Source organism: Massilia sp. S19_KUP03_FR1, from assembly GCF_036688685.1.
In the GTDB taxonomy this organism is placed as follows: Bacteria; Pseudomonadota; Gammaproteobacteria; order Burkholderiales; family Burkholderiaceae_D; genus JALYUM01.
Genome location: NZ_JAQQPS010000045.1, coordinates 1 through 14,448, shown reverse-complemented (window position 1 = coordinate 14,448; position 14,448 = coordinate 1). Strand labels below are relative to the sequence as shown.

General features: G+C 60.0%; 11 protein-coding genes. 7 read left to right on the top strand and 4 right to left on the bottom strand.

The window, feature by feature from the left end:
* Positions 1-133: 133 nt before the first annotated feature.
* The 4 genes from V6M87_RS26670 to V6M87_RS26655 are packed head-to-tail and all read right to left on the bottom strand — an operon-like array spanning position 134 to position 4,216.
* Complete coding sequence (locus V6M87_RS26670) at positions 134-1,009, bottom strand: peptidase (protein ID WP_332879706.1); 876 nt, start codon at positions 1,007-1,009, stop codon at positions 134-136.
* A 30-nt stretch (positions 1,010-1,039) separates the two neighbouring features.
* On the bottom strand, positions 1,040-1,849 hold the full coding sequence (locus V6M87_RS26665) for a transglutaminase family protein (protein ID WP_332879705.1): 810 nt from the start codon (positions 1,847-1,849) through the stop codon (positions 1,040-1,042).
* A 1-nt stretch (position 1,850) separates the two neighbouring features.
* Positions 1,851-2,801, bottom strand: a complete 951-nt coding sequence (locus tag V6M87_RS26660; RefSeq protein WP_332879704.1) for an alpha-E domain-containing protein — start codon at positions 2,799-2,801, stop codon at positions 1,851-1,853.
* Entirely contained in the window at positions 2,801-4,216 is a 1,416-nt protein-coding gene (locus V6M87_RS26655; protein ID WP_332879703.1) for a circularly permuted type 2 ATP-grasp protein, read from the bottom strand. The genes V6M87_RS26660 and V6M87_RS26655 overlap by 1 nt, the downstream gene beginning before the upstream one ends.
* A gap of 224 nt (positions 4,217-4,440) precedes the next feature.
* Here V6M87_RS26655 and V6M87_RS26650 point away from each other — a divergent pair, with 224 nt between their 5' ends.
* The 7 genes from V6M87_RS26650 (at position 4,441) to V6M87_RS26620 (ending at position 14,349) form a co-directional block, all read left to right on the top strand.
* Entirely contained in the window at positions 4,441-5,439 is a 999-nt protein-coding gene (locus V6M87_RS26650; RefSeq protein WP_332879702.1) for a TraB/GumN family protein, read from the top strand.
* An 8-nt stretch (positions 5,440-5,447) separates the two neighbouring features.
* Positions 5,448-6,449, top strand: a complete 1,002-nt coding sequence (locus tag V6M87_RS26645) for a TraB/GumN family protein (RefSeq protein ID WP_332879701.1) — start codon at positions 5,448-5,450, stop codon at positions 6,447-6,449.
* Between the two features lie 90 nt (positions 6,450-6,539).
* Positions 6,540-8,660 carry a TonB-dependent receptor family protein gene (locus tag V6M87_RS26640; protein WP_332879700.1) on the top strand — a complete coding sequence of 707 codons (2,121 nt, stop codon included), beginning with the start codon at positions 6,540-6,542 and terminating at the stop codon, positions 8,658-8,660.
* Between the two features lie 312 nt (positions 8,661-8,972).
* Positions 8,973-11,267 (top strand): Ig-like domain-containing protein, encoded by a 2,295-nt coding sequence (locus tag V6M87_RS26635; protein WP_332879699.1) that lies wholly within the window; start codon positions 8,973-8,975, stop codon positions 11,265-11,267.
* A complete protein-coding gene (locus V6M87_RS26630; protein WP_332879698.1) occupies positions 11,267-12,388 on the top strand; it encodes an OmpA family protein in 1,122 nt (373 codons plus the stop codon). The genes V6M87_RS26635 and V6M87_RS26630 overlap by 1 nt, the downstream gene beginning before the upstream one ends.
* Positions 12,389-12,632: 244 nt before the next feature.
* Positions 12,633-13,763 carry an OmpA family protein gene (locus V6M87_RS26625; protein WP_332879697.1) on the top strand — a complete coding sequence of 377 codons (1,131 nt, stop codon included), beginning with the start codon at positions 12,633-12,635 and terminating at the stop codon, positions 13,761-13,763.
* 160 nt (positions 13,764-13,923) lie between these two features.
* On the top strand, positions 13,924-14,349 hold the full coding sequence (locus V6M87_RS26620) for a DUF2061 domain-containing protein (RefSeq protein ID WP_332879696.1): 426 nt from the start codon (positions 13,924-13,926) through the stop codon (positions 14,347-14,349).
* Positions 14,350-14,448: the final 99 nt, after the last annotated feature.

The following is a 14,448-nucleotide window of genomic DNA, read 5'->3' as shown; positions in this document are numbered from 1 at the left end:
TGTTTCAGAAACAGTCCCCGTACATCTCGTCGCAACCTGTTGATTTGTTGCAGCAATTTGCTGGGAGGCGAACTATAGCAAGGCCTCCTGAATAATTCAAGGGGATGCGCGAAATAACGCGGCAGTTATCTGCTTAATGCTGTTTTTTCGACTGTGGCTGTTGGGCCACAGATTGCAATGGTTCTAATGGGGCGCTGGCCTTGACGCCGGCTGGCAGGTGTACGCGCATTGGTTTGCTGTGCATATTGCTGGACGACAGAACATTCGCGGTCGCATCCGGCGCCGCATCCCATACCGGCGCGGCGATGCCTTCGAAGACGGATTTTAGTTGCGCGCCCCAGCTGTTGCGCAGCTGGTTGAAATACTGGTTCTGGGCGTCGATCGTCACGAAATGCGTCACTGCCAGGCTATCCGTGGCATACACCAGCATGTCCAATGGTAGCCCTACCGAGACATTCGAACGCAAGGTCGAGTCCATTGAAATGAGCGCGCACTTGGCGGCATCGTCGAGAGAGGTCAGCGGCGTCACGACGCGATCGATGATGGGCTTGCCATATTTGGCTTCGCCGATCTGAAAATAGGTGTTTTCGTCGCGCGATTCGATGAAATTGCCAGCTGAATAAACCTGGAACAGGCGGCAGCGTTCGCCCTTGATCTGGCCGCCGAAAACCATGCCAATATTGAAGTCGACGCCAAATTCGGCCAGGTTGGCGGCATCGCGCTTGTGCACGACACGCACGGCCTCGCCGAGGATCCGCGCTGCCTCATACATATTTGGCGCGCTCCAGATGGTCACGCCATCCGGACCGACGTAATCGGACACCGCTTGCCGCACGGCCTGCGATATCGACAGATTCCCTGAGGTCATCAGGACCATGACCCGCTCGCCGGGGTTTTCGAACACACTCAGCTTACGGAAAGTGCCAACCTGATCCACGCCAGCGTTGGTACGCGAATCGGACAAGAACACCAGCCCGGCATCGAGGCGCATGCCTACACAGTACGTCATGGCTAAAATTTACCAAATGAAACGAATATTTTACACCGGCACAATTGTGGCTTCAACGGTCATGGTTTCATCGCCGCCACCGCGGCGCATCCCGCGCACAGGCGCGGCGGACTCGTAATCGCGGCCAATGGCAAGCCGGCAATAGGCGTCGGTCATCAGGCGGTTATGGCTGACGTCGATGCTGATCCAGCCCGTGAAATCTGCGTCCTCGACCCAGGCATCCACCCACGCATGGCTGGCCGCATGCCCGGTCGACTCGGGATCAATGTAGCCGGACACATAGCGCGCGGGAATATCATGCGCATGGCAGCAGGCCAGGAACACGTGGGCATGATCCTGGCATACACCTGCGCCCAAGGTCAGCGCTTCCCCTGCCGTGCTGAAGACATCGGTTGCACCAGTGACGTACGCGACCGCACCAAAGATGTGCGCAGTCAGGCGCAGCAGGTCGGCCGTGCGAACCTTCTCACCGCGCGGCGGCAGCGTGGCATCTGCCAGCGCCAGCAAAGCCGGTGTCGGCTGGGTCAGCCGCGTCGACACTGTAAAGATGAGCGGCGACAAGTTCTCCTGCGTCAGCAATCGCCCGCCGTGCAGCAGCGTCGTCGCGACAACACCTTCGACCAGGATGCGCACCGCATCATGCGGATCGTTGAGCGTCAACATGTGCGACACGTTACCGTAGGCGTCGCTGTAGCCGCTGCAGTGGCCTGGCGTCGTGATCCGCCATGACAGGACGCGCTGCTGCGGCTCGGCCCGAGGCGTCAGGTGCAATTGCTCGATGCTATAGGCCTGCGCCACCGAATAGCGGTACAAGGTTTCGTGGCGGATGGAAAGTTGCATGTCAGGCGGCCAGTGGAACGAGGAAATCGCGGCTGATCCGGTTCCCAAGCTCGAAAATATTTTCCAGGAAATCGCTCAGGGTGTCGTCCAGCCCGGCCTCGAGGATGTCGTCGATGCGCGCAAATTGCAGGTCGGCGTGGATTTTACCGGCCATGCGCTCCGTATCGACCGAGACATCATTGCGGACAGCTTTCAGGTTGAAGACGACCTGCTCCATGCATGCAAGCAATGAACGCGGCATATCGGCGCGCAGCATCAGCAGCTCGGCCACGCGGGACGGCGTGATCGCGTCACGATATACCTTGCGGTAGATCTCGAAGCCAGATACCGAGCGCAGCAACGCGGCCCAGTAATAAAAATCGCGCTGGTTCACGGCATCGCTGCGACCGGCCTGCCTGGCCGCGTGATATTTAATATCAAGAATCCGGGCCGTATTGTCGGCGCGCTCGAGAAATGTGCCGAGGCGCAGGAAATACATGGCTTCGTCCGTCAGCATGGTGCCCACGGTTACACCGCGCGACAGGTGCGAGCGGTACTTGACCCATTCGAAAAATTCGCTCGGGTCGCCATCCAAGGTCACTTTTTGCAGGCGCTCCTGCATGTCCAGCCAGGTGGCGTTGTGCGTCTCCCACACTTCGGTGGTCAGCACGCCGCGCACCGCACGGGCATTCTCGCGCGCGCCGGTGAGGCAAGACACGATCGACGATGCATTCTGCGGGTCGCTGATCATGAATTCGAGGACGTTGCGGGCGTCCAGCACCGCATATTTCGCATCAAAGGCCTGCTCCAGTTCGGAGATGCTGAGCATCGCGCGCCAGCCCGATTCCACATCAGCGGTCGATTGCGGCAACATCGATGTTTGCACGGCCACGTCCAGCATGCGTGCCGTGTTTTCGGCGCGCTCGGTGTAGCGCGCCATCCAGTACAGGTGATCTGCGGTTCGGCTCAGCATTATTCCTCCAGGATCCAGGTGTCTTTGGTGCCGCCGCCCTGCGACGAGTTCACCACCAGTGAGCCTTCTTGCAAGGCAACCCGGGTCAGGCCGCCCGGCACCATCGAAATCGTCTTGCCCGACAACACAAAGGGACGCAAATCGATGTGGCGCGGGGCAATGCCGTTCTCGACATAGGTCGGGCAGGCCGACAGCGCCAGCGTGGGCTGTGCGATGTAGCCGTCCGGCTTCGCGATCAGGCGCTGGCGGAAGTCTTCGATTTGCTGCTTGCTCGCGGCCGGGCCGATCAGCATGCCGTAGCCGCCCGCGCCGTGGACTTCCTTGACCACCAGTTCGGGCAGGTTGGCCAGCGTATAGGCCAGATCATCCGGCTTGCGGCACTGAAAGGTCGGTACGTTGTTCAGTATGGGTTGTTCCGACAGATAGAAACGGATCATGTCGGGAACAAAAGGATAGATCGACTTGTCGTCGGCCACGCCGGTGCCGATGGCATTGGCCAGGGTCACGCGTCCGGCGCGGTACACCGACAGCAGGCCCGGCACGCCCAGGCTGGAATCGGAGCGGAACGCCAGTGGGTCGAGGAAATCATCGTCGATGCGGCGGTAGATGACGTCCACGCGCTTGGGGCCGCGGATGGTGCGCATGAAGACATTGTTCGCACTCACGAACAAATCTTTGCCTTCGACCAATTCGACGCCCATTTGCTGGGCCAGGAAGGCGTGCTCGAAATAGGCCGAGTTGTACATGCCAGGCGTCATGACGACCACGGTCGGATCATTGACGCCTGCCGGCGCCACCGAGCGCAAGTTCTCCAGCAACATATCCGGATAGTGCTCGACCGGCGCGACGCGATGCTTAGCGAACAGCTCCGGGAACAGCCGCATCATCATCTTGCGGTCTTCCAGCATATAAGAGACACCGGATGGCACGCGCAGATTGTCTTCGAGCACATAAAATTCGCCCTCGCCCGCGCGCACGATGTCAACGCCCGCGATATGGGCGTAAATGTCAGAAGCGACATTGATCCCTTGCATCTCCGGACGGTACTGGGCGTTCTGGTAAATCTGCTGGGCCGGAATGATGCCCGCCTTGATGATGTTCTGGTCGTGATAAATATCGTGGATGAACATGTTCAGCGCTTTGACGCGCTGGACCAGGCCGGTTTCCAGCGCGTTCCACTCGTGCGCGGGAATGATGCGCGGAATGGTGTCGAACGGAATCAACCGCTCGGTGCCGGCATCGTCGCCATAGACGGCAAAGGTGATCCCAACCCTGCGAAAGGTCAAATCTGCCTCGGCGCGCTTGCGCGCAATGCGTTCAGGCGATTGCCGCTTCAGCCAGCCATCGAATTCCCGGTAGTGTTCACGGACTGCGCCGGTTCCACCGGCCATCATTTCATCGAAAAAATTCGCCATGTCCACGTTATCAAGTTGAATGTACATAGTTAATGTATCAAGAACCATGCCAAGAGAAAGCAATCATCATGCACTGTATTCGTGCGTGACCTAAACGATATTCGCCCGTGCTGTGCGCGCCCGACGATTCATATGCATATCAGTGTAACAACTTGTTTTAATTTTGTTGGGGAAGCGAGCTGCAGTTAGTATGTTTGTTCTCTTAACTTTGTCAGGGTGACATCTTGAAACAGCTCGCCGCGTTGCTGAGTGTGATTATTTGTTCGAACGCCGCAATGGCGCAGGAAGCGCTGGACCCGGACGCGGCCCCGGTTCAGAATATTCTGGTGGTGGGCCAGCGGCCCGGACCCGCACTGTGGAAAGTTTCCAAGGGCGATCATGTCATGTGGGTATTTGGCACGTATTCCCCTCTACCAAAAAAGATGGAATGGCGTTCGCAGCAGGTGGAAAACGCGCTGGCACAGTCGCAAGAGTTGCTGGGTCAGCCGGGTGCCTCCTTTTCTGTCGGTTGGGCCAATTCGTTCAATATCCTGACCGCAGCGCCGTTTCTGATCGGCATCAAGAAAAACGCCGACGGGGCACACTTGCAAGACCTGGTGCCGGCCGCTGTCTACACCCGCTGGCAATTGCTGAAAACTAAATACATTGGAGACGACAAGGGGATCGAAGAAGAACGCCCGCTGTTCGCCGCCGACCGTCTGTATGACAGGGGACTGTTCGTCAATGGCATGGACAAGGGTCATGACATTCCGGACCGGATCGAGCAATTGGCAAAGAACTGGAAGATCAAGTACACCAGCACAACGCTGACACTGGAAATGGACAATCCGCGCGCAGCGGTGCGCGAGTTCAAGAAAGGCCGTCTGGACGACGTGGCGTGCTTCACCAAGACGGTCGACCGGCTGGAAACGGACCTCGATGCGATGAAGGTCCGCGCCAATGCCTGGTCGATGGGCAACATCGACGCAATCCGCAAGCTGACCTTCCCCGACCAGAAGCAATCCTGCAACGCGGCCATCATAGACAGCAAATGGATGGGCGGCTTGAAAGGTGCGGACGACCTGCGCCAGCGCATGCGGGCCTACTGGTTCTCTGCTGCGGAAAAGGCCCTCGCAGCGAACAAGTCGACGTTTGCCATGCTGCCAATGTCGGACCTGCTCAACCAGGACGGTCTGGTGGCGGCCCTGCGCGCCAAGGGCTACCAGATCGACGAACCTGACTAGGAGAAAGCATGCCGCACCGCTACGCACTGTTAATCGCACTGACCCTGGCGTCGACGTCTGCCTGGACGCAGCAGGCGCCGGAACCGGAGGCTGCGACTGTTCCGAGCATCCTGGTCGTTGGCCAGCGGCCAGGACCGGCTTTATGGAAAGTGTCGAAAGACGACCACGTCCTGTGGATCTTCGCCAGCTATGGGCCTCTACCGACGCAAATGGACTGGCGCTCGCAGCAACTGGAAACGGTGCTGGCCAATTCGCAGGAGCTGCTGGGCACGCCAGGTACCGTTATTTCCGTCGGCTGGAGCAATTCCCTGAACATGCTAACGGCCCTGCCGTTTTTGGCGGGCGTCAAAAAGAACGTCGATGGCGCCCGCCTGCAGGACCAGGTCCCGCCCGATGTGTATGCACGCTGGACCGTGCTGAAGCAGAAATATATTGGCAACGACGCCGGGATTGAAGAACTGCGTCCGATGTTTGCCGCGCAAACCTTGTCCAGCCGCGCTCTGGGCGTGGCTGGCATGGATGGCGGCGGAGCCGTGACCAAGCGCATCTACGAACTGGGCAAGAACTGGAAAATCCCCATCACATCCACATCGGTCAACATCCCGCTTGAAAATCCCCGCGAGACCTTGCGCGACTTCAAGAAATCCAAACTGGATGATGTGGCGTGTTTTACGCAAACCATCGATCGCCTGGAAAAAGATCTGGAGACGATGCGGCGGCGCGCCAATGCCTGGGCCATGGGCGACTTGCCCACCCTGCGCAAGCTGGATTTCCCAGACGAGAAAATTGCCTGCAACGCAGCCGTGGTCGACAGTAAATGGTTGAACAACGTCAAGGGCGCAGCGGACATGCGCAAGCAGGTCAAAGCAACCTGGATCGCTGCGGCTGAAAAATCGCTCACCAACAACCGGTCGACACTGGCGGTACTGGCGATGAGCGAGCTGACGTCGCCCGACGGCATGCTGGCAGTATTGCGTGCCAGGGGCTACCAGATCGAGGAACCCGAATAGCGCTGCAGGCAAGCGTGCGCACGGCAGCAAACGCCTGACCCGCGTATATTGCGTAACGGTGGCAGTTGCCATATTAACCATGGAGTTTGCATGCCGTACCCGTTTCGTTTGAATGCCGTCGCCAGCCTGTTTGTTGCCATTGCACCAGGCGCGTTTGCTGCCGAACCCGATCAGATTCCACAAGACATGAATGTCGTCATCGTCAGCGGCAGCCGCGTCGAACACACCAGTTTTGATTTTCCCGCCGCCATCGACGTGGTCGATGCCTCCCGCATCCAGGATAGCCAGATGCGCGTGAACGTGTCCGAAGCCCTGTCGGCCGTGCCTGGCCTGGTGGCCCAGAACCGCCAGAACTATGCCCAGGATTTGCAGATTTCGTCGCGCGGTTTCGGCGCCCGCTCCGCGTTCGGCGTGCGCGGCATTCGCCTGATCAGCGACGGCGTGCCGGCCACCATGCCGGACGGCCAGGGCCAGCCCTCGGCTTTCAACCTCGACATGGCCGAGCGCATCGAAGTGCTGCGCGGCCCCTTCTCCGCTCTCTACGGCAACCATTCCGGCGGCGTGATCCAGCTATTCACCCGCGACGGCCAGGGCCGTCCCACCCTTGAAGTCAACACCGCGGCCGGCAGCGACGGCCAACGCAAGCTTGACGTGAATGCGCAAGGCAGCAGCGCGGGCATTGGCTACGTGCTTGACGTGTCGCGGTTTGAAACCGACGGCTACCGCGACCATAGCGCCGCCACGCGCGACCAGGGTTTCGTCAAACTGACGACGGCGCCCACCGCCGGCGGCAAACTGACCTTCACGGCCAATTCACTGGAGCAGGACGGCACGCAAGATCCTCTGGGCACGACCTGGGCTACCTATCAGGCCAATCCGCGCGCCAATGAAATCGACAGCACCGATACGCAGTCGCCCAAGCGCACCATCGCTGACCGTTACAACACGCGCAAGGATATTTCGCACAAACAAGCGGGCTTGGCGTACGACCAGCAATTCGGCGACGATCGCCTGCACGTCATGGTGTACGGCGGCAACCGCCAGGTAAAACAGTTCCAGGCATTCTCGAAATTTTTACAGGTGTCACCTAGCCAGTCCGGCGGTGTGATCGACTTCGACCGCGACTTTTACGGCGCGGACATTAATTATGCGTTCGTGCGGCCCTTGGGCGACGGCAAGTTGACCACCACCGTCGGCCTCGAGTACGGCCATTCCACGGACGACCGCAGCGGTTACGAGAATTTCATCGGCAATACGTTCGGCCAGGAGGGCGCCCTGCGCCGTGACGAGCAGGACAAGCTGAAAACAATGGATCCCTACGCGCAGGCGGAGTGGCAAGTGGGTCAGTGGGTGCTCACAGGCGGCGTGCGCCGCACCAAGCTCACGGTTGGCGTCAATGACGCCTTCCTCAGCAACGGCAATGACAGTGGTGGCGTATCGTTCAGCCACACCACCCCGGTGCTGGGCGCCTTGTACAAGATCAATCCCCTGCTGAATGTGTATGCCAGCGCCGCGCGCGGTTTCGAGACGCCAACGTTAAACGAACTGTTTTATTCAGGATCCGGCGCCGGCTTCAATTTTGGCTTGCGCGCGGCCGAGAGCACCCACCTGGAAGTGGGCGTTAAAGCGATCGTCATGACGAATACGCGCGTCAATGCGGCCCTGTTCCAGGTACGCACGAGCGACGAGCTGGTGGTCGATACAGCTATCGGCGGGCGCACCAGCTACAAAAACGCCAGCGCAACCTTGCGCCAGGGCGGAGAGCTGTCGGTCGATACCAAGTTGGGCGCGGGTTTCAGCGGACGCGTCGCCGTGACGGTGTTACGTGCCGTGTATGACGAAGCCTTCGGGAAAGTCACCACGGGTAGCCGCTTGCCAGGCGTGCCAAATGCCAATGCGTTTGCCGAAGTGGCGTGGAAAGACAAGAGCGAGCGCATCGGCGCCGCGCTGGAAGCCATTGCCAGCAGCAATGTGTATGCCGACGATGCCAATGCGGACATCCCGGCCCCCGGCTACGCCATCCTCAACGCGCGCTTTAACGCACGACAGACCTGGCAAGGCTGGAATTTTAAAGAGTTCGTGCGTATCAACAACCTACTGGGCCGCCAGTATGTTGGTTCGGTGATCGTTGGCGATGCCAACAAGCGTTATTACGAAGGCGCACCTGGCCGCAACTGGATGGCAGGCATCGGCGCCAACTACGCATTTTAAGTTGAACCGAATCGGGCCGTGCGGGGTGCGAATCCGGCATCGCGCCGGGACCGATCGGGTCACCCCCCCCCACCGCAACAAAAACTGCGACGTGCGATCGACGAGCTTAGCACGGGGCTTTCCTGCGCACATTTGAAATTGCAATTAGGAATTAAAAGTGCACATCGGTGCGCCACCGTCCAGAACAAGCCTGGCCGAAATGTATAGTTCGGCCACAAGTCACCCCTAGCTTCGACCAGTGGTTAATTTTCTGTAACGCACACCCCGTGCGTGTCGACGCGACTGCGGCAGTGACTTTCCACGAAAGTACCGATGAACCATTTCAAACGTTACACCAAAACACTGCTGTGCTCAGCAGCGCTGCTGGGCGCCGCCCTGCTGGCTGCCTGCGGCTCAGGTGACCAGGGCCGCGACCCGATTCTCGGCATACCAGCCGCCACGCTGGTCAGCGTTGCCGTCACGCCAGCGGCCGCATCGATCGCCATCGGCGCGACGCAGCAGTTGACCACCACCGCCGTCTACACCGACGGGTCCGCGCGCGACGTCACCGCGACGGCGACCTGGACCTCGGCAAGCACCGCCATTGCCACGGTCAGTGCCGCGGGCGTGACCAAGGGCGTGAACGCCGGCGCAGCAGTTGTCACCGCGACCTTCGAAGGCAAGAGCGGCACGGCTGCCATCACAGTGTTGCCGGCCAAGCTGGTCAGCATCGCCGTACTCCCGGCCACGGCAACATTGAATATCGGCACGACACTGCAATACGCCGTGATCGGCAGTTTCGATAACAACACGACGAGCGACATCACGGCCGCGTCCAGCTTCAGCGCAGCCACGCCAGCCACGGCCACCATCACTGTTGCCGGACTGGCAACAGCCAAGGCGCAAGGCACGACCAGCATCAACGCCACGTCCGGCGGCCTGAATGCCAGCGCCACGCTGACCGTGTTGCCCGCCACCGTCGTGTCGCTGGCGTTGACGCCGGCCACCACCACCTTTGCAGTGGGCGCGACGCGCCAGCTGGCCGTTGCTGCCACGTACTCTGACGGCACCATTCTCGACGTGAGCGCCAGCAGCGTCTATGCTTCCGCCGCACCGTCATTTGTCTCGGTCAGCAACGGCGGCCTGATCACCGGTGTCGCTGCCGGTACATCGGCGCTGAACGCCAGCTTCGGCGGCAAAACCGCCACGGCCCAGGCCACCACGACCGCCGCCGTGACTGTCAGCAGCATTGCCGTGTCCCCTGTTACCAGCACCATCGCTGCCGGCACCACCCAGCAATTCACCGCTGTCGCGACCTATTCGGACGGCACCACGAGCGTGATTACCACCAGCGCTGCCTGGAAATCGTCGGCGACTGCCGTTGCGACCGTCCTGAACACGGGTGTCGCTACCGGCCAAACGGCTGGCACCACCACCATCACCGCCACCGCCGGCAGCCAGACCGCAAGCGGCACATTGATCGTGACCGTGCCACCGGTACTGCTGTCGCTGGCATTGACGCCAGCCACCACCACGCTTCAGGTCGGCGCCACGCGCCAACTGGCCGTCACTGCAAGCTATTCGAACGGCACGGTCACCGATGTCACGGCGGCGAGCTCGTTCGTGTCCGCCAACCCGGCATTCGTCTCGATCACCAACGGTGGCTTGATCAAAGGTATCGCTGCCGGCAGCTCGGCACTGACTGCCAGCTTCGGCGGCCAGACCGCCAACGCCCAGGCGACCACCACTGCCGCGACCGTCACCAGCATCAGCGTTACCCCTGCCACGGCCAGCATTGCCGTGGGCGCCACGCAACAATTTATCGCGGTGGCCACCTATTCGGACGGTGTGACTGGGGTCATCACCAACAGCGCCGCCTGGACGTCGTCGAATAACGGTGTCGCCGCCGTGCTCGCTACCGGCCTTGCCACCGGCGCCACCGCTGGTGCGACGACCATCACCGCCACACTCGGCGCCCAAGCAGGCAGCGGCAACCTGACCGTTACCGCATTGCCGGTGCCAGTCACGTTCATCCCGGTCAACCTCGGCAGCGCCGCCAGTTTCGCGGTCTTGGCAGGCACCGCGCTGACCAACAATTCAGGTGGCACCACCTTCATTACCGGCGACGTCGGTTCACCGTCGCAAACCACCGCTCCACCGGTCGCGCCGGGCTACACCAATTATCAGTCAGGCGCCATCCTGAATAACGCGCTGGCCGATTTGCAAGTGGCCATCACCGATGCCAACAGCCGCAATTGCGACGTCACCTTCCCCGGCAACATTGACCTGGGCGGCTTGGTCCTGCCGCCTGGCGTGTATTGCTACGCAGGCACCATCAGCATCACGGGTACGTTCGCCATGAGCGGTCCCGGCGTGTACATCTTCCGGACCGCCCTGACACTGAACAGCACGGCCAACTCTGTCGTCGCCCTGACCAATGGCGCCACGGCAGCGAATGTCACGTGGGTGCCGGTCGGTCCGACCACGCTGGGCGCCAACAGCGTGTTCGTCGGCTCCATCTTGGGCAAGTCGGCGGCAATTACCGTCGGCGACAACACCACCTTGCAGACGGGACGGGTCCTGTCGGGCGCTGCCGTTACCCTGAGCAATAACCAGATCGCCAAATAATGAACATCACGACCAAACTTTCCTTCGCGATCGCTGCCGCGTTCGTTTCCTGCAGTGCGTTTGCAGCCGACGACGCCTTCATCAATCCGGACTGGGCCAACAGCGCCTGGTACGTGGGCGGATCGCTCGGCCAGTCGCGCGCCGCCATCGACGACAAGCGCCTGGCACGCAGCCTGACCGCGAATGGCGCAGCCTTGACCAGTTTTGCGACCGACGAGCGCGAACTCGCCTTCAAACTGCTGCTCGGTAAACAGCTGAATCAATATTTTGCGCTGGAAGCCGGTTATTTCGACCTCGGTAAATTCGGCTTTGCCGCCACGACTTCCGGCAACGGCAGCCTGCGCGGCGAAGCCGGCTTTCGCGGCGCCAACCTCGACCTGGTCGGCCAGTTGCCGCTGAGCCAGCGCTTGTCCCTGCTGGCGCGCGTTGGCGCGCAATACGCACGCACCACGACGCATTTCAGCGGCAATCGGCTCGCTGGCGTGACCAACCCGAATCCCCGTGAAAACAAAACCAACGCCAAGGCCGGACTCGGACTTGAGTACAAGCTGAGCGAAGCATTGGCGCTACGGGGCGAAGTGGAACGCTATCGCATCAGCGATGCGGTAGGCAACCGGGGCGACGTCGACCTTCTTTCGTTGAGCCTGGTCTATAAACTGGGGCGCCCGGCAACGCGTCCGTATGTGGCGCCGGCCCCGGTGGTCGTGGCCGAAGCGCCTGTGGTCATCGCAACGGCCGCGCCGGCACCGACGCCACAGCCCGTGTCCGAGAAAGTCTCGTTCGCCGCCGAAACCTTGTTTGATTTCGACAAGGCCGTTGTCAAGCCTGAGGGCAAAGTGGCGCTCGATGACATGCTGGCCAGGCTGCAAGGCATGAACACCGAAGTCATGATTGCCGTCGGCCATACGGACTCGGTCGGTTCAGATGACTACAATGCCAAGTTGTCCTTGCGCCGTGCCGATGCGGTCAAAGCCTACCTGGTCGCGCAGGGACTCGAACCAGCGCGTCTGTATACAGAAGGCAAAGGCGAAGCGCAACCGGTGGCTGACAATGCCAGCGCCGCCGGCCGCGCCAGAAACCGTCGCGTGAATATCGAAATCGTCGGCACGCGCAGCCGCTGATTCCAGCTTGTCCTGGACGCCGCCCGGCACCCGCCGGCTCGGCGTTTTTTGTTGTCTGCATACCTACTTTGGCAAATGATCGTAAAATGCGACACTTGTGTTGCGAATAAGAACTAAATCGGTCCTTATGTGCGCTAGCGTCCAGAACCGGCCTCAAGCACACGATATAGTCGAGTCTGTCCAGAAGTCATGACAAGCTGCTATCATATTAAGTACCCAGACCTCCTAAAAAACCATATAAATCATGAAAATCAATACTAAAATCTCCCTCGCCATTGCACTGGCGTTCAGCGCCACCGCTTCGAACGCTGCTTTTGCTGCTGACGACTTCATCAATCCAGACTGGGCCAACAGCGCAACTTACGTCGGCGCATCGTTCGGCCAGGGTAAATCGCATCAGGATGACCAGCGCATGGCACGCGGTTTGACCAATTCAGCTCTGAGCACCTTCACTGCCGATACGCGCGACACCGGTTTTAAAGTATTCGTTGGCAAACAGATCAACCAATACTTCGCGATCGAGGGTGGGTATTTTGATCTGGGCAAGTACAATTTCAGCGCGACAACCACGGCTGGTCGTGCTATCACCGGCGAGTCCCGCTATCGCGGTGTCAACCTGGACCTGGTTGGCCAACTGCCATTGTCGCAGCGCATCTCGCTGCTGGGCCGTATCGGCACTGAATACGTTCGCACCGGCACCAACTTCCGCGGTAACGGCATTGCTCTGCCAGCCAATACTTACTCCGGCGACAGCGACTTCGGTGCCAAGGCCGGCGTCGGCCTGGAATTCAAACTGAGCGAAGCGCTGGCAATTCGCGCTGAAGCCGAACGCAGCCGCGTCAACAACGCTACCGGTCGTCGTGGCAACGTTGACCTGTACTCGATCGGCCTGGTCTACAAACTGGGTCGTCCAGCTGTAGCAGCTTACGTCGCACCAGCGCCAGTGGTCGTAGCAGAAGCCCCAGTCCAGGCGGCACCAGCGCCGATGCCAGCACCGGCGCCACAGCCAACGTCGGAAAAAGTGTCGTTCGCTGCTGAAGCACTGTTCGATTTCGACAAAGCTGTTGTCAAGCCAGACGGCAAAGCTGCCCTGGACGAAATGATGGCCAAGCTGCAAGGCATGAACACCGAAGTCATGATCGCCGTCGGTCACACCGACTCGGTTGGCTCGGATGCCTACAACGCCAAGTTGTCGCTGCGTCGTGCTGATGCAGTCAAAGCTTATCTGGTTTCCAAAGGCCTGGACCCAGCGCGTCTGTACACCGAAGGCAAAGGCGAAGCCCAGCCAATCGCTGACAACGCAACCGCTGAAGGCCGCGCCAAGAACCGTCGCGTCAACATCGAAATCGTTGGTACCCGCACCGTTTCCCAGTAATACGTAAGCTCTTCCTGAAAGCCGCCCCGGTGCAAACCGGGGCGGTTTTTTTTATGCTCTCATCCATAGTCGCACACTATTGACGCCTTCAAGACAAATGCCTTCGCTTCGCACATGAGAACGATTATCATTCAATCTCGGATGCAATGAGGGAGAATCGATGTTTACAGCAACGAAACGTGTCAGCCAGGTTGCCGTCCACATGGGTATCGCGTTTGCGCTGGCATCGACCATGTCAGGCTCGGTCCTGCTGGGTGGACTGGCGGTGCTTGCCGAACCTGTTATCAATGTCGTCCTGCTGCCCTTCCATGAGAAGGCATGGCACGCGAGAATTCGGGTAGCTGCCACAGAACGCCGGCGCCATCTGCTACAAGTGGGCGAAAAGGTCAGTCAGACGATCTTGCACGCCACTGTCGCGTTCAACGTGATGTGGATAGCAACAGGATCAATGGCGCTAGGTGGCCTCGCAGCCCTCGTTGAGCCAATTTGCAACGTGATTATCCTGCCATACCATGATCGCTTGTGGGACGCGATGCGCGCGCGCCTGTCACGCACACCTGGCGGGCAAGCCTTGGCTGCATCATGAATTTGGACGAAAAAAACCCCAGGCATTTCTGCATGGGGTTTCTCTCTTATAACTAGCCTGACGATAACCTACTTTCACACTGGTTGCAGCACTATCATC